The 14,547-nt window shown below is 58.6% G+C and carries 16 protein-coding genes and 1 pseudogene; 6 read left to right on the top strand and 11 right to left on the bottom strand.

All coding sequences use genetic code 11. The features are described 5' to 3' along the window. Window positions 1-53: 53 nt before the first annotated feature. Genes EO087_RS01055 through EO087_RS01040 form a run of 4 tightly spaced genes read right to left on the bottom strand, consistent with a single transcriptional unit; the run spans window position 54 to window position 3,615 of the window. Window positions 54-656: a response regulator transcription factor gene (locus EO087_RS01055; RefSeq protein WP_128897245.1), complete on the bottom strand. Its 603-nt coding sequence runs from the start codon at window positions 654-656 to the stop codon at window positions 54-56. After that, window positions 653-1,864 (bottom strand): sensor histidine kinase, encoded by a 1,212-nt coding sequence (locus tag EO087_RS01050; RefSeq protein WP_240669094.1) that lies wholly within the window; start codon window positions 1,862-1,864, stop codon window positions 653-655. Before EO087_RS01050 ends, EO087_RS01055 begins: the two co-directional genes overlap by 4 nt. A gap of 36 nt (window positions 1,865-1,900) precedes the next feature. Next, a complete protein-coding gene (locus tag EO087_RS01045) occupies window positions 1,901-2,698 on the bottom strand; it encodes an ABC transporter permease (protein ID WP_128897243.1) in 798 nt (265 codons plus the stop codon). Continuing rightward, window positions 2,695-3,615 (bottom strand): ABC transporter ATP-binding protein, encoded by a 921-nt coding sequence (locus EO087_RS01040; RefSeq protein ID WP_205744405.1) that lies wholly within the window; start codon window positions 3,613-3,615, stop codon window positions 2,695-2,697. Before EO087_RS01040 ends, EO087_RS01045 begins: the two co-directional genes overlap by 4 nt. Before the next feature lie 277 nt (window positions 3,616-3,892). Here EO087_RS01040 and EO087_RS01035 point away from each other — a divergent pair, with 277 nt between their 5' ends. From EO087_RS01035 to EO087_RS16540, 4 genes and pseudogenes are all read left to right on the top strand, one after another. Further along, on the top strand, window positions 3,893-5,389 hold the full coding sequence (locus tag EO087_RS01035; protein WP_128897241.1) for an aminotransferase class III-fold pyridoxal phosphate-dependent enzyme: 1,497 nt from the start codon (window positions 3,893-3,895) through the stop codon (window positions 5,387-5,389). Between the two features lie 186 nt (window positions 5,390-5,575). Then, on the top strand, window positions 5,576-5,893 hold the full coding sequence (locus EO087_RS01030) for a PsiF family protein (RefSeq protein ID WP_128897240.1): 318 nt from the start codon (window positions 5,576-5,578) through the stop codon (window positions 5,891-5,893). Window positions 5,894-6,002: 109 nt separating this feature from the next. Then, window positions 6,003-6,641, top strand: coding sequence for a uracil phosphoribosyltransferase (gene upp, locus EO087_RS01025; RefSeq protein WP_128897239.1), 639 nt, complete (start codon window positions 6,003-6,005; stop codon window positions 6,639-6,641). 86 nt (window positions 6,642-6,727) lie between these two features. Beyond that, a pseudogene (locus tag EO087_RS16540) lies at window positions 6,728-6,858 on the top strand (IS110 family transposase); the annotation flags it as partial. A 164-nt stretch (window positions 6,859-7,022) separates the two neighbouring features. On the opposite strand, the gene EO087_RS16535 reads toward EO087_RS16540, so the two are convergent. Beyond that, window positions 7,023-8,249 carry an RNA-binding domain-containing protein gene (locus tag EO087_RS16535; RefSeq protein ID WP_240669093.1) on the bottom strand — a complete coding sequence of 409 codons (1,227 nt, stop codon included), beginning with the start codon at window positions 8,247-8,249 and terminating at the stop codon, window positions 7,023-7,025. 79 nt (window positions 8,250-8,328) lie between these two features. Here EO087_RS16535 and EO087_RS01010 point away from each other — a divergent pair, with 79 nt between their 5' ends. Further along, window positions 8,329-9,285 (top strand): LA2681 family HEPN domain-containing protein, encoded by a 957-nt coding sequence (locus tag EO087_RS01010; RefSeq protein ID WP_205744404.1) that lies wholly within the window; start codon window positions 8,329-8,331, stop codon window positions 9,283-9,285. 139 nt (window positions 9,286-9,424) lie between these two features. Here EO087_RS01010 and EO087_RS01005 read toward each other — a convergent pair whose 3' ends face one another. Genes EO087_RS01005 through EO087_RS00990 form a run of 4 tightly spaced genes read right to left on the bottom strand, consistent with a single transcriptional unit; the run spans window position 9,425 to window position 13,168 of the window. Next, window positions 9,425-10,858 carry a restriction endonuclease gene (locus tag EO087_RS01005; protein WP_128897237.1) on the bottom strand — a complete coding sequence of 478 codons (1,434 nt, stop codon included), beginning with the start codon at window positions 10,856-10,858 and terminating at the stop codon, window positions 9,425-9,427. A gap of 21 nt (window positions 10,859-10,879) precedes the next feature. After that, window positions 10,880-11,695 (bottom strand): TIGR02391 family protein, encoded by an 816-nt coding sequence (locus tag EO087_RS01000; RefSeq protein ID WP_128897236.1) that lies wholly within the window; start codon window positions 11,693-11,695, stop codon window positions 10,880-10,882. Window positions 11,696-11,716: 21 nt separating this feature from the next. After that, entirely contained in the window at window positions 11,717-12,196 is a 480-nt protein-coding gene (locus EO087_RS00995; RefSeq protein ID WP_128897235.1) for a hypothetical protein, read from the bottom strand. 33 nt (window positions 12,197-12,229) lie between these two features. Further along, window positions 12,230-13,168 carry a hypothetical protein gene (locus EO087_RS00990; protein ID WP_128897234.1) on the bottom strand — a complete coding sequence of 313 codons (939 nt, stop codon included), beginning with the start codon at window positions 13,166-13,168 and terminating at the stop codon, window positions 12,230-12,232. Between the two features lie 138 nt (window positions 13,169-13,306). Between EO087_RS00990 and EO087_RS00985 the strand changes: the two genes are divergently transcribed. Then, window positions 13,307-13,693 carry an AlpA family phage regulatory protein gene (locus EO087_RS00985; protein ID WP_128897233.1) on the top strand — a complete coding sequence of 129 codons (387 nt, stop codon included), beginning with the start codon at window positions 13,307-13,309 and terminating at the stop codon, window positions 13,691-13,693. A 16-nt stretch (window positions 13,694-13,709) separates the two neighbouring features. Here EO087_RS00985 and EO087_RS00980 read toward each other — a convergent pair whose 3' ends face one another. Together EO087_RS00980 and EO087_RS00975 are read right to left on the bottom strand one after the other, a co-directional pair. After that, on the bottom strand, window positions 13,710-14,234 hold the full coding sequence (locus EO087_RS00980; protein ID WP_128897232.1) for a DNA-binding protein: 525 nt from the start codon (window positions 14,232-14,234) through the stop codon (window positions 13,710-13,712). Window positions 14,235-14,238: 4 nt separating this feature from the next. Further along, window positions 14,239-14,514, bottom strand: coding sequence for a hypothetical protein (locus EO087_RS00975; RefSeq protein ID WP_128897231.1), 276 nt, complete (start codon window positions 14,512-14,514; stop codon window positions 14,239-14,241). Window positions 14,515-14,547: the final 33 nt, after the last annotated feature.

Here is a 14,547-nt window from a genome sequence, read left to right as displayed (position 1 = left end):
TTCCCACACGTTCGCACACCACGCTGGACCGACGCGGCGTTAGGTAACGGGCACTACAGCCAGCCCTTCTGCCGCGCCAACCGGTACGCCTCGATCCGGTTGGCCGCCCCCAATTTGCCGATCGCCTCGGAAAGATAATTGCGCACCGTGCCGTGCGAGAGGTTGAGTTTGGTGGCGATATCGGCGGCCGATTGCCCCTCGCCGGCCAAACGCAGCACCTGGCGTTCGCGGTCGTTGAGCGGATCTGCTTCCGACCACGCCTCCAGTGCAAGCTGCGGGTCGATCGAGCGCCCACCGCGGTGCACGGCACGCAACGCTTCGGCTAGGTTTTCCGCCGGTGCATCTTTCAGCAGATAGCCCAATACACCGGCGTCCAGCGCACGCCGCAAAAAACCCGGCCGCGCAAAGGTGGTGACGATGATCGACTTCACCGGCAATTCGTGCCGCTGGATACGTTGCACCAGCTCAAGACCGGTGATGCCTGGCATTTCGATATCCGTCACCAGCACATCGGGCTTCAACCGCTGTACCTCACGCCATGCCGCTTCGCCATCGGGAACGGAACCGAGCACTTCGATATCCGATTCGAGATTGAGCAAGGCCGACAGCGCCCCACGTACCATCGCCTGGTCTTCGGCCAGCAGCACGCGGATCATGCCGCCCCCTGTGCGAGATCGGTTGACTCGTTGTCCGAAGGCGAGGCCAGACTTTGCACGGAACGACGCTTGGCACCCAGCGGAACGTAAACGGTGAGGCAAGTACCACGCTTGGGCGGCGATTCAATCAAGAGCGCGCCACCCATCGCACGCACACGCTCGCGCATGCCGTTGATGCCGTTGCCTTCCACACTTTGGCCGCCGCGTCCATTGTCGCAAATCTGCATATCGAGTTTTTCCGCCGTGGATTCAAATCGCACGCTTGCCTCGGTGGCGCCTGCGTGCCGATGGATGTTGGTGACTGCTTCGCGTATGACCAACGCCAGACCTCGCTCGACGTCGGTCGGCAAGGAGGGTGGCAACGCATCGTAATCAAGATGCACGGCGGAGGATTCCAGCAACAGGCGCGCGGAAGCCAGTTCGGCGGCCAGGTCAGTGGCGCGAATGCCGGTGACGGCGGCACGCACTTCACCCAGCGCATGACGCGCCACGTTTTCCGCTTCTTCCAGCTCGCGGCGCGACGCAACGGGATCCCGATCGAACAGTTTGCGCGACAGCTCCAGCTTGAGTGTGATCAGCGACAAGGTATGACCAAGCAGGTCGTGCAGGTCACGCCCTATGCGCTCTCGCTCGGCCGTCGCCGCCAGTCGACGCACTTCATCCTGCGATAGCTTCAACGCGGCATTTTTCTTTGACGCATTGATGCTGACATTAATCACCGTAGTGATAATGCCTACCATCGCAATCAGATAGGCAATGACTTGCCACGGCATTCCATCCACCGATGAAACCAGTGCGAACGCCACGCACATGGCGAATACCTGCAGAAGGTACTTGCGCCAGCTCCACTCACAGGTACGCAGCATCACGCAGCCATAGATGAAGTAGCAGCCGCCCGAGCTGTCATTGAATTTCAGGGTGAGAAGGCCAAGCAAGGCGATGCCCCATGCGTAGCGATACACCGATCGGCGCGGACGGATGATGCACAGCCCATACAGCGACGCGAAGATCGGATAAGTCACTGCCGTGGTGATCAGCCACTTGAACGTGAAGCCCCTACCGTCCATCAACGGGCCGAAGAAAATCCAGATCGACCAGAGCAGGTGAACAGCATCCATCCAGGGGTTGTGACCCTTACGAATGTTCTCGGCCGCCTCCGAATCCGGCGTCGGCCACATCCATGCTGGCACTGGCAAGGAAAAGGACATCGTTGGCAGCTCCCGTAAGACAACCCGCATCCTACGTCAACCGTAGCGGCGCAGGCGACGGGCCGCGATGACAAAGAATGCCACCGTAAAACCCAGCAAAGCTAGCAGGTGCCCGGACATCCCACCGTGCGCCATGCCCAGTGCCGCAAGCCCCAGCTCATGCAGGTGGTAACTCGGCCAGATCGGTGCGATCTGCTGCAGCGTTTTGGGCAATTGATTTATTGGCACCCACAAGCCGGAAAGAAACGACATCGGCAGATAGATCAGGTTGAGCATGCCTGGCGCGGCCTGTCCCTTGATCAGCGTGCCCATCAGCATGCCAAGCGCGCAGAACGGCAACACGCCCAACACGCCCATTAGCAACAGCAGGCCAACCTGTCCGGCCGTTATCGCCACATGGTCCATGCCAAGACCCATTGCAAGCAGCAGCAAAACCACCATGGGCGCAACGAGCATGGCCATCAACATCTTGCCCAGCAAATAGGCCCCAGGCGGCATGGGCAGGGCGCGCTTGTAGATCAGCAAGCCACCGTCACGTTCCAACGCCAGCGATACACCGAAGCCGAACAATCCCGGACTCATCACGCCGAACACGCTATAACTGACCAAAAGATAGCATCCCACGTCGGCACCGGCGGAACGATTCATCACAATGGCGAACAGCAGATAGAGCAGCGTGGGGAGGAAAGTGATAGGCAGCATGAAGCCGGGATTGCGCATGTAACGCAAGCACTCACTGCGCGCTTCCATCAGATAAGCACCGAGCACACGGCGAAAACCCATGCTGCCTGCCTGCGCTTGCGCAGGTGTTGCTGTCATCGATACGGCGTTCATGACGCGGTCTCCTGTTCGGTGAAGCTTTCTTCACGGGTCAGCTCGGTAAAAGCTTCGGCCAGGCCGGCGCGCTGCACTTCCAATTCGCTCAGTACCGGGTCGGCGTCGAACAGGCGACGCAATACGTTTTCCGCCGCACTGGTGCTGATGCGCAAACGTGCACCTTCGCGTTCAGTCATCGTCACCTGTGACCAACCCGCAATCATGGCGGCATCCAGATCGCTAACACAGCGAATGCGCGTCAGCGGTACCCGTGCGCGCAGAGCATCGACGTTGCCTTCGCTCAACACACGTCCCTTGCCCATCACCACCACGCGCTGGGCCAAGGCTTCGGCCTCCTCCAGGTAATGCGTAGTGAGCACGACCGAGCAACCTTCGGCGATCAGGGCACGCATCGCGATCCACAGCTTGCGGCGCGCATCAATATCCATGCCGACAGTCGGTTCATCCAGAAATATCAGCTCGGGCCGCCCGCATAGTGCCAACGCAAATTGCACGCTGCGCTGCTGCCCGCCCGACAGCTTGCCGTAAGGCCGTTGCAACAAATCGCTGATCCCGGCCAGCGCTGCGGTTTCTTCCAGCGGGCGGGGATCGGGGTAGTAGCTGGCTACCAAGCGCAGCAATTCGCCCACCCGCAGGGTAAGGGGCAACATGGGCGATTGCAGCATGACGCCAATGCGGCGACGCGCAGAGATCTCCTGCGGATCGCAGCCAAATAGTTCGGCCTTGCCACCGTCAGGACGAATCAAGCCCAGCAATAAGCCGATACTGGTGCTTTTGCCGGCCCCATTAGGTCCCAGGACGGCGAGCAACTCGCCGCGGTGCAACACAAGATCGACGCCGTGAAGTGCGGTAAGTTGACCGTAACGCTTCACAGCGCCGGATAGTCGAGCAACGACATGAGGCGTGGCATTCATGGGCATTCCTCCTTGCACTGCAGCGTAGGCAGGACAAGGGCCGGAACCCAGTTGCCGACGTCAGCCAACGCAGATGACAGACGTCATCCAGGGGTACCGGCGCCCTTGCCCGCAGGTTATCCTGATAGGTGTACGCCAGCGGTTCCCCACACGCGGCGGGTGCGAATGGGCGCATGGCCCACGAGGCTTCCGATGCCATTCACGCACGCAACACATCAAAGTCGGCCTGCTTTGCGCTGGGTGTGCGAGGCGCTGACAAGATTCAAGGAGAGTAGTCATGGGTGTGATCGATCAATTGCGCGAACTGCGCGAATTTGGCGGCAAGCCGAGAACCACTGGCCTGGATGACGCCACCATAGAGCGCATGGCCGCGCTAGATCCGCAACTGGGCAAGGCCATTACCGAAGCCGTTACGCGCCACCATGAACTGCGCACTGAACTGAGCGATTTCCTGAAGTTGGATGAAGCCGCACAGCTCGCGCAGACGCAAGCCGGTTTCGTCAACTTCTACCCGGATGACGCCATCAATCCTTATTTGTCCGCAGCCGCACGCGGCCCTTGGATCGTCACATTGAAAGGCGCGGTAGTGCACGACAACGGCGGCTACGGCATGCTCGGTTTCGGTCACAACAACGCAGCGATCGACGCCGCACTGGCACGTCCGCAGATCATGGCCAACGTGATGACACCGAGCGTGTCGCAGATGCGCTTCACCCAGGCGATGAATCGCGAACTCGGCCGCAACCGTGGGGCTAATCCCTATACGCAATACCTTGCATTGAACTCCGGTTCGGAATCGGTGGGCCTAGCCTGCCGTATTGCCGACGTCAACGCCAAGCTGATGACGGATGCGGGTGGCCGTTATGCTGGCCGCACCATCAAGCGCGCCGCTGTGAAAGGCGCCTTCCACGGTCGCACCGACAAGCCCGCGCTGTACTCCGATTCGTCGCGTCGCACGTATCAGCAGCATTTGGCGAGCTATCGCCACGAAGACACGCTGCTCACCGTTGCGCCGTATGACCTGGCGCAACTGGAAGCCATCTTTGCGGACGCTGATCGCCACGGCTGGTTCATCGAAGCGATGTTCCTGGAACCGGTGATGGGCGAAGGTGACCCGGGGCGCGCCGTGACGCCAGCGTTCTATCAGGCGGCGCGCGAACTCACCGAATCACACGGTTCGTTGCTGCTGGTCGATTCGATCCAGGCAGGACTGCGTGCGCACGGCGTGCTATCGATCACTGACTACCCTGGTTTTGAAAAGCTCGCGCCGCCGGATATGGAAACCTTCTCCAAGGCGCTCAACGCCGGTCAATATCCGCTGTCGATCCTGGCGGTGACCGAACGCACCGCCAACCTGTATCGCAAGGGTATCTACGGCAACACGATGACCGCCAACCCGCGCGCACTCGATGTAGCACTGGCAACGCTCGACCAGCTTACGGACGAAGTACGCATCAACATCCGCGTGCGTGGCAAGGAATTCGTCGACAAGCTCAACACGCTGAAGGACGAACTGGGCGGCCTGATCACCAAGGTGCAGGGCACCGGCCTGCTGTTCTCCTGCGAACTGGCTCCGCAGTTCAAGTGCTACGGCGCGGGTTCCACCGAGGAATACCTACGCGAACGCGGCCTTGGCGTGATCCACGGCGGCGCGAACTCATTGCGCTTCACTCCGCACTTCAAAGTCACCAGCGCAGAGGTGGATATGGTGATTGCCCATGTGCGCCATGCATTACTGGAAGGACCGCGCAAGAGCGAGGCACGGGCGGCGTAAGGGCCAATCAAAATACGCACATCATCCCGGTGCAGACCGGGATGATGTGCGCCTTATGCCAGCTTCCGGCACTGTCTAACCAAAAGCATAAAAGGCTTTTACCGACGTGCCTTCCCCTTGATCACACTCCAGCATAGACTGCCCCAGCCGGCACAATCGCCGGTCATAACTTCAGGAGGAAGCATCATGTCCATGCGTTTCAGCCTGCTCGCCGCCAGTGCAGTTCTGGCCCTAGCGACCACTACCGCCTTCGCCACACCGCAAAGCTCGTCCAGCACGGAGGGGCATTCCACCAAGTTGGGGCAATGCAGCCATGCCAATACCGGCAAGACCGGCGCCGACTACAAGAGCGCCGTCGACGCCTGCATGAAGGGCAACAACAGCGCCGCCTCCGCGGTCAAAGAGACGCAGCAGCAGAAAATGGCCAGGTGCAGCAAGGAGAATGCGGGCAAGAGGGGCGCCGACTACAAGGCTGCGGAAGCAGCCTGCTTGAAGGGTTCCTGAGCACACCAAACCTTGGTGAAAACGCGTATCAATGAGGGCGGCGCCAACGGGCGGCGCCCTTTTCATTTGCCGCTATGCTTTGGATATCTCCCTCGAAAACGCTCGCGACATGAAGATCGTTGAAGTCTGTCATCCCCTGATCCAACACAAACTCGGACTGATGCGCCGTGCCGGCATCAGCACCAAGGAATTTCGCGAACTAGCCTCGGAAGTCGGCTCGTTGCTGACTTACGAAGCGACCAAAGATCTGGAAACCATCGAAGCGCAGATCGAAGGCTGGGCCGGACCCGTGCGCGTGCAACAGATCAAGGGCAAGAAGATCACCATCGTGCCGATCCTGCGCGCTGGACTAGGCATGTTGCCGGGTGTGCTGGAGCTGATTCCAGCCGCCAAGGTCAGCGTGGTCGGCCTGCAGCGTGACGAACAGACGCTCAAGCCCATTGCCTATTACGAAAAGCTTACCGGCCGCCTGGACGAGCGCATCGCGCTGATCGTAGATCCCATGCTCGCCACCGCCGGAACGCTGGTTGCCACCGTCGACATGTTGAAAGCGGCGGGCTGCAAGCGCATCAAAGGACTATTCCTGGTCGCTGCTCCAGAAGGACTCCAACGCATTGAGGAAAGTCATCCGGACATCGAGATCTACGCCGCATCGGTTGATGAGCGGCTTAATGAGCATGGCTACATCTTGCCGGGGCTAGGGGATGCGGGAGACAAGATTTTTGGGACGAAGCCGTTGCACACGTAGGTTAATGGGATGGTCGCCCCCTCCTGAAACGGCATCCATGTGCCAGAGTGGTGTGACAACCACTTCAACCGGAAAGGGCGACCGCTATGAACCTTACAGCCATTGGAATCGATCTGGCAAAGAGCACGTGTTTCAACGGCACAGCGCGGATGAGCGTGGTCGTAAGGTATGGAGCAAGCAGCTAAAGCGTGGTCAGGTGCTGGCGTTTTTTGCCAATCACCGTCAGCACCTGGTTAAGGGTGGCACTGCGGTTGCCGGCGCGCCGCGCTCCACGATGGCATCGGTCAGCGCCCACAAGTCCTCGTGAGTAATCTCTACCCGTTTCTGGTTACCGAATTTCGGCTTCTGCCAGACGCCGAATCACCCCCACATTGTTGATAGTCAAATTTTGCTCAAAAAAATCATTGATTTGCACATACGCACATCTTCGATGCCATGAAAAATGCCGACGAATGCGACCGCCTTGACGATGAAAGCAGGTAGCGCGTACTGCGGTGCCCTAGCGAACAGCAGGCTACCAGCCACGTTGAGCTGTCCCTGGTTAATCAGATTCATATTGGTCAGCAACAGCGGCAGGGGCTGATTGTGCTGGACGAGCGGCTCGCCGAACTGCTGTTCGAAAAAGGCTTCGAAATAGGGCATGTCCACATCGCCCACGCCCAAGCCCGCCACGGGCGTTTCGTCGGCGTGCACCAAGCCCGCCTGCTGGAACAGGCGCTGGATTTCTTCGCGCGAGGTGGCGCGGCGTTTGTCCGAGCCGTTCTTCACCCAGATGGCGCCGTTCTTATCCATGTAGGGTTTGCTGACGCCTTCGGCAATGGTGACCACCATCACGGTGCCATTCGGGTGCGGCACGTTTTCGGTGAGCGGGTTCACAGCAGGCCGCACATTTTGCGATGCGCTGTTTGAGATGAGCTGATTCAGGCGGTCTATATCCACGCCAGACAAGCCCAGTACCGAGCCATCGTTCTGTACGCCAATGAAAAACTTCCCCCCTGCTGTGTTGCTGAAGGCGACGATCTCCGCCGCCAGCGCATCGGCATTGGTGAAGTTTTCCTTGAACTGATGGCGACTGTCTTCTCCCTGGCTAAGCAGGTCGAGTTTCCATAGGTTGTAAACCTCTTTACGTCGACTGAAGGCTTCCTGGCCTCCCTCCATGATGTTGATGATGGCGTCCTGTATTGGGCGGGCGTCGATGCTGCCGCTTTGCACTGCAACTTTCTCGTCCTGATAGCGGCAAGCGTGCACTTGCTCCGCATCACCCAGCACCGGGAAATTGGCGTTGTGGGTGGCGAAGATGAATTGGGCATGCGGCCTCATCTCGCGCAACAGCTTGATCACATCGTCGTAGATGGTCTGGTTGTCCAGATCGTCTTCCGGCTGGTCGATGATGATCACGTCGTTCTGTCGCTGGCTGAGCACGTACAGCAGCAGCGCGGAAGCGCGCTGCCCGAGCGAGTGGTGCTTCAGCTCTTTGCCGCGATAGCGGATGACGAAGCGATTGGGCACCTGCCTGGTGACAAACTCGACCAAGTTCTGCATGAAGGTCTTTTCGAAAACCTCTGGAGTGCTGCCCGCTTTGGCCAGCACACCCGGCAGGGCACGCAACAGGCCGCTGAAGTCAGCGTAATCCCTCTGGCTTTATGAGCAAGGTGGCTGTTCAGAACTCACCCGCGTCGAAGCAATCATGTTGGCCAAGATTGCACATCGGCATCAGGATCGCGTTATCCAATACGCTGGTACGCAGGCCGCAGAGCAGATCGCTGCCTTCGCCAGCGAATTGGAAGATCCGCTACCGCGATCACCTCACACAGATCCATTCATTGAATGGGTCGAGCACGAGCGCCTGACGCTTGCACCAGCCGTCGAACTCATCGACGCCACCCTAGGCAAGCTGGACTGGCTCATGCTCCCTGGGATTCGGGAGCGTGAAGCGGGTGCGATCGCAATGCCGCCGCCCGTATTCGCTATGTTCAATGTGCTCAAGAGCGACTTCATTCTCGCTCGTGATCTTGCATGGCGAGCGCTCGATGAGAGCGCATGGCCAGCGACGGGGCGATTTGGCGATACCCTAGATTATGCGACCTATGGCCCGGATGCATCTGCGCTTATCTTGGCGCATCGGACAGCCCTTGATCTGCTCGACAAGATCGCCGTAACGGCGAACCATTATTTCGAGCTTGGACAACCACCAAATAAGATCTATTTCGGCAAGCTATGGCGCCGGGACCTCGACAAAGTGACTGGCGTGCGCCCCCTCGCCGAGAAGGTTGAAAAGACGATTCGTGGGGGTGTCAGTGCGCTCTATGGCCTCGTGGAGCTTGCCGAAGATTACGACAGCAGCGCGGGCATTCTGCGTTCTCAAAAGGACCTCCGCAATGCGGGCACTCACCGATTCGTGGTGCTGCATGATTTTGGGGACCCAGCACACAGCAGACAGGCACCTGAAATCGAACGTCACCAACGGGAGCTGTTTATGCAGGAAGCACTGCGCGCTCTACGTGTTGCCAGGTCAGCGATCCAAATGCTCGCCCTTTCAATTTCGCAGCACGAACAAGTTTTGGCGCGACGGACAACCGGCATTGTTGGGTCACTGGTCGTCCCCGACCACGACTGGATTCGCGGGCGCGCTGAAGATATTTGAATGCCCCGCGCCCACTTGATAGGAAGTCAAGGGATCAAAGCCTGACGACCGCAACTCGGCACGAGTTGCGGCGCGCGGCCCTACGCCGGGACATACATCTAATTGAGAAACCACTGGCGAACAACCAACAAACACCTCTTCAGGCTAATGCTTCGAGTGGGATGAAGATCAGTCCATTTCTCCCTGGATAGCTGACCACCGCGTGCTCTCTCCATACTAAAACGGCCCTCGGGCCATTTGGCGCATCACCTAAGAATAGGCTTTTCTTTACTTGCAGCGAGGTCCGATCCAGCGCTACAAGTTCGCGATTATTTCTGTTTACCGACAGGAGCGAGTGACCCGTGAGGGCCTGTGACAAAGGGTCTGCCCACCGAAACGAATTATTCCAAGGACTCCGTGCAAAGCGAATGTCTTGAATCAGCTCACCGGAGTCGGCCTCCAGTACGCAGATACCTCGCATGGACTGAAACATGCCGGCATAGAGGCGATTGTAACGATCATCATAGGTGAGACACGCAGGGGTAGCATCGTCGGCTCTGCCATCAATAATCTCGGCAAGCTGCGAATTCCCGACGTATGCGTTCTGACTGAGATCGTAAATGGCCAAATAACAGTTGGCGTGTGGATACCCTCTTCCTTCGATATGCCCGCCCCGCTGGATGCCGACATAAAGGAGGGGGCGTACAGGATGCCTTAGCAGCGACATACAGCCCCTGCCACCGGTTGGATATGCAACAATCGTGAACGTATATGTCGCACTATCGATGATGTAGAACTGATTCAGACGATTGCTAGCAAAATAGACTGCCTTTTCGTCAGGTGACACCGCGAGCTGTCCCTCGCCACCGCCGGGCACAGCAATTCTCTTGACGATGGCATGCGTTGCTAGATCAATGACGAGAATCACGTCGGAGAAAACCTGACCCACAAACAGGCGGCCGTCCGCAATAGCTAAACTTCCCGGGGGATGACCTTGAATCTCGCACGCCCCGCTCTGTGGAGAAATCGTTTCGTATTTATCCAAGTCGATGGTACGGACAATCGTCTTGGAAGACGGATTGACAATCGAAATGCTTCGTCCCGCCCAGTTTGCGGTGACAATGAATTCGCCGTGCAAGAGTAAATCCTGTGGTTCAGCTCTTTCCGGAAACTGATAGATAGCCGTCCCTTCGTCCTGGCCGTCTAGCGCGAGCGGAATCTCCGACGCAGCAGCTATTGCTGTGCGAGCGAAATCTTCCAGCGAAGTTACCAGTGTGATATTCGTTCCGCGCGCAACATCCTGGGCGCCAGGCTGAAACCCTGCTTCGCTGATCATGATGCCGCGATCGGCACCAAGATCGTCGATGATGCTCTTGAGCGCGAGAACCTTTTCCTTGGGCACGCGACTTGTCCATAGCTTGCATTCGATTACCCAAGTACAAAGGATGCCCGAACGGACAAAAGTTACGTACACGTCAATGTCGTGTGCCGCACGGACACCTTTCGCTCGGTAGTCAACCTGAGCGTTGCACCCAAGGCGTCGAAAGACTTCTGCTGCGGCCTCTTGATAGGCTCGCCAATCTGGATAAGTCATGTTCTCCCCGAATTGGGATGCTTACGGCGATACAGTCGGTGCCTTCTGTGCGCGGTCCAACTTACGATGGATTAGGGAGACGAGCGTGAGAATATCGAGCGCATCTTGCTCAGACATCGGCCAGTTCGTCTTGGGCGCGTGAGCAAGCGGGTTACGCACGGCACCGAACAGGCCGATCAGCAGATTCGCAAAACCTTTCTGCTCGCTTTTTTCGGAATCAGTGGTGAGTGGCCCCAAGGCCAGAGTGGGCTGCTGACCGGCGAATGCCTTGTTCACCAGGTCAGCACCGTCGCCGGTGAGGCCGGAGAGCAATCGAATACGCTCCGCGACACCCTTGCTGGCCTCGAAGACGGCATGAAAATAGTTTTCATCCAGTAGTTCAGCTCGACAATAGCTCAGAACTTCTGCATGTACGCTTCGGCTTTCCAGTGCCACCTTCAGCCGACCCGCACGCGCACGCGCCGCATCCAAGGTCGTTGCCTTATCGGCATGTCCGACCTTGCCATCCTCTCGAACGTAGAAACCCGAAAACGCCAACACAACGTTGAGTTCATCGCGCCGCCAAGCGAACGAGCCTGGGTCTCGTGCGTAGCTCACCGGATTCATCGCACGGTTGATGAACATGATGAGGTGATTGCCGACCTGATGTTGGTTCTGTACGCCGGCCAATGCATTGAACAGTCGCTTCCATTTAGTAATGCCTGGCGACGGGTCAGCTACCTCTATCTCTTGCAGCAGCCTCTCGATCTGCGTACCGCTCAAGCCCCGATCGGTATCGGCAAGAACTCGGCATGCAGCTTCAAGGTGCTGCGAGTTGAACGGCGGGATGCGTGTCATGATCTATCTCTTTATCGCCTATCAAGCCCATTCGAGCGCGGTGATAATTGCGCGCCCCTCCGTACCAACCTCCACAAACAACGCGTGCTCGTAGCCGAGCTGCTGCTTGTAGCCCCGAAGTTTTCGTAGGTCGATCTGTCGGTCAACGCGGCTCGTCGATTTCTTGAACTCCAAAACGAGATGATTCTGTCTTGTACCCCGCCGATGCACGATCACATCCGGAAATACTGTCTTCGCCTCATCGTCCTCGCAGTCGGGGTAAAGCTCTAGATGCCCGAGCCTCTTGGGTTCTGTGCCATCCCTGTTGTATTCGCAGTCCACGGTCCAGTCAGCGCACCGACGTTGGAGATACATCGCGAATCGAAAGGTGATGGAACGTTCGTTAGCGTCGATGCCGAGTAAGTCACGGTCATTGAGGAGTAGTTCGGACAGCACACGCGCCACAGCCTCACCCGGTGCATGCCGGTTGAGATATTGAATTTGTTCGGCGGACAGTGCCATTGCCGTGCTCGCATCTAGTCAAATACCAATGGGCTAACGAAGGCTCACGCCGAAGGGCGCATGCACTGATCGAAATGCCGTCAGGATTTCTCGTCTGGCCTTATCCAGTTCGTCCGCAACACCTTGCGAGAGCATGTACGTGGGGCAATCCGGCTGGCCGCATCCACAGTGTCTGATCTCCCCCTCCCTAAGGCGAGTCACGAAGATGCGACGCAGCTCGTCGACCTGACGAACTACTTTTTCGAGCACTCCTCGGATGCGTTGATCTCGGAGATGATGGATCGACGGGATACGCCTGATCTCGTCACCCTCACGAGTGCGCCATACACCGGTATTGAGGGCGCCGATAGTGTCCTCGATCGCCTGCTGAAAAGCAGGCAGGGAGCTTTCCTGATGAAACGGTGTATAGAAGACCGGCCGATCGAACACAGCCGCCATGAGTTGCAGCGTCTCGGCATCTGAGAGATCGGGAAAATCATCTACAAACTTGCGGATCTCTACCCCGGCATCCGGAAACTCGATGCCTTGGACGAATCGGTGTAACAGGTATTCAGCGCGAAGCCGCAGGTTTTCCTCGAACTCAACGCCAGACCATATCGTTACATACGCAACACCCAAATCCGCTGCAGCTTGCTCGATCCGGGTGCGGCTGGTGTCCGAAACAGCGCCACGAGAGACGAACTTGAAGGCATCTGGCGTTCCACCAAAAGCCTTCACCGCCTTTCCCATGTCTGCCTTGGCCTTCGCCAGCGTCAACGTATCCCGGTTGGCGCATTGGATGATGGTCTTACGTGACGGTCGGCCATCAAAAGGTTCGACGCCGGAGATGTCCCGCCCCTGGTCGCCTCCCGATTGGCCGCGCCAAGCCAAATCACGCCAGCCTGCGCGCACGTGGTACGCAAAGACAAGGCGCTCGAACTGGATTCCGCTGTAGTCCTCGAAATGAATCGGAGAAACCGTCACCGTCGCCATGTCCCCACCCTTTCCGTAGCTATCTATTCCTCAATACGCTCCACTACGCCCCAATGAGTTTCCGCGATAGCCAATGAAAGCCACCATTACTTCGTGCGGCAACGAACTTAGCAGCGCCGAGCACTCACGGAGGGCAATATGGAGAATAACCCGTCACCACTCATTAGCCGAGGCAACGATGCCACGGAGCACGCGAACCCCGTATCCGCCCCGTTGCCCGGTTCTGACGCCTACGACGATATCCCGCAGTTTCCAAAGCACTGTGTTTTGCCCTTCCGCCGCACCATCCGGCGCCAAGAATTGCGGCAAATCGTCCCCTTAGCCGAGACGACGATCTACGAAATGGAACGCCGGGGAGAGTTCCCGCGCCGCTTCAACCTGACACCACGCTGCGTCGTGTGGGACTTGGCCGAAGTGGAAGCCTGGATCGAGCAGCGCAAGCAAACTCGTCGCGGTAGCGTCTCGAAGCCGGATGTCCATCTACGAAAAACTCGCCCTGTCCGGGCGGGTTCGAGTGAGGGATGAAACCGAGCTACAGCGCTCATCCAACCAAGGCTTGCAGTTCCTTGGACGCCGAGCGCGGCAAGCGCTGGCCTTCCTTCGCCACGTTGACCTGTAGGGCCACCCGCGATACATCGAGCACGTCCTTGGCCAGCGCGTAGCTGCCCTTGGCCTGCAACCAGGTCAGCACGTCCGCCAGGTGCCAGATCGACGCGCTGCCCTCATGCACCGGCGCCGGAAAGCTGCTCGGATGCGCCAGCATCAGCTTGCGCATGTTCTGCCGCGACACGCCGACGATCTCGGCCACGTCGGTCAGGCCGACCAAATCCGGCGCCACCTCGATCAGCTTTGCCGACGGTACCGCGCGGCGCACGTCCGCCAATGCGCTGCGCACGGCGGCGCCGGCGTCGGCCGCTTCGCGGGTGAACTCCAGCGCCAGGCGCCCCGGCTGCCCGATGCCGACCAAAGCATCGTCGCAGCCAGCTTCGCCCAAGCGCTCAACCAGCGCTCCCGGGTCGCTATCGTCGTCGGCGAGTTGGTACTTCAGGGTGAAGGTGTATTCCATCGCTCTACTCCTTGGCACCGCCGTCAGCCTCGCGCTGCTTGCGATGCGTGGTGCAGTTGTCCACGACACGCCGCAAGGCACGTGCGTGGTTGCCTGGGTTCTTCGGCGTGCTCCATACGCTGGTGATGCAGAACTCGCCGCAGCGGCATTCTTCATCGTTGTACGGGCAATACATCCGCCCCCAAGCATGGCTGCCGCCAACTTCGACGCGCCAGCCCTGCCCTTCGGCGTACCTGAGAGCTTCCTCGACCTCTTTCTTCGGATGAGGGGAACGAGCCATCAGTGATCTCCAGTATGGGGATAGTCGACAAGG

Origin of the sequence: Dyella sp. M7H15-1 (assembly GCF_004114615.1) — a bacterium.
Lineage (GTDB): Bacteria > Pseudomonadota > Gammaproteobacteria > Xanthomonadales > Rhodanobacteraceae > Dyella_B.
The sequence above is the reverse complement of the archived record's forward strand: the minus strand, read 5'-3'. Positions and strand labels throughout refer to the sequence as shown.

Excerpts from the sequence above, each read along its gene's own strand:
- EO087_RS01055 (WP_128897245.1), bottom strand. The coding sequence starts at position 656 with ATGATCCGCGTGCTGCTGGCCGAAGACCAGGCGATGGTACGTGGGGCG.
- EO087_RS01050 (WP_240669094.1), bottom strand. The coding sequence starts at position 1,864 with ATGTCCTTTTCCTTGCCAGTGCCAGCATGGATGTGGCCGACGCCGGAT.
- EO087_RS01045 (WP_128897243.1), bottom strand. The coding sequence starts at position 2,698 with ATGAACGCCGTATCGATGACAGCAACACCTGCGCAAGCGCAGGCAGGC.
- EO087_RS01040 (WP_205744405.1), bottom strand. The coding sequence starts at position 3,615 with ATGAATGCCACGCCTCATGTCGTTGCTCGACTATCCGGCGCTGTGAAG.
- EO087_RS01035 (WP_128897241.1), top strand. The coding sequence starts at position 3,893 with ATGGGTGTGATCGATCAATTGCGCGAACTGCGCGAATTTGGCGGCAAG.
- EO087_RS01030 (WP_128897240.1), top strand. The coding sequence starts at position 5,576 with ATGTCCATGCGTTTCAGCCTGCTCGCCGCCAGTGCAGTTCTGGCCCTA.
- upp (WP_128897239.1), top strand. The coding sequence starts at position 6,003 with ATGAAGATCGTTGAAGTCTGTCATCCCCTGATCCAACACAAACTCGGA.
- EO087_RS01010 (WP_205744404.1), top strand. The coding sequence starts at position 8,329 with ATGTTGGCCAAGATTGCACATCGGCATCAGGATCGCGTTATCCAATAC.
- EO087_RS01005 (WP_128897237.1), bottom strand. The coding sequence starts at position 10,858 with ATGACTTATCCAGATTGGCGAGCCTATCAAGAGGCCGCAGCAGAAGTC.
- EO087_RS01000 (WP_128897236.1), bottom strand. The coding sequence starts at position 11,695 with ATGACACGCATCCCGCCGTTCAACTCGCAGCACCTTGAAGCTGCATGC.
- EO087_RS00995 (WP_128897235.1), bottom strand. The coding sequence starts at position 12,196 with ATGGCACTGTCCGCCGAACAAATTCAATATCTCAACCGGCATGCACCG.
- EO087_RS00990 (WP_128897234.1), bottom strand. The coding sequence starts at position 13,168 with ATGGCGACGGTGACGGTTTCTCCGATTCATTTCGAGGACTACAGCGGA.
- EO087_RS00985 (WP_128897233.1), top strand. The coding sequence starts at position 13,307 with ATGGAGAATAACCCGTCACCACTCATTAGCCGAGGCAACGATGCCACG.
- EO087_RS00980 (WP_128897232.1), bottom strand. The coding sequence starts at position 14,234 with ATGGAATACACCTTCACCCTGAAGTACCAACTCGCCGACGACGATAGC.
- EO087_RS00975 (WP_128897231.1), bottom strand. The coding sequence starts at position 14,514 with ATGGCTCGTTCCCCTCATCCGAAGAAAGAGGTCGAGGAAGCTCTCAGG.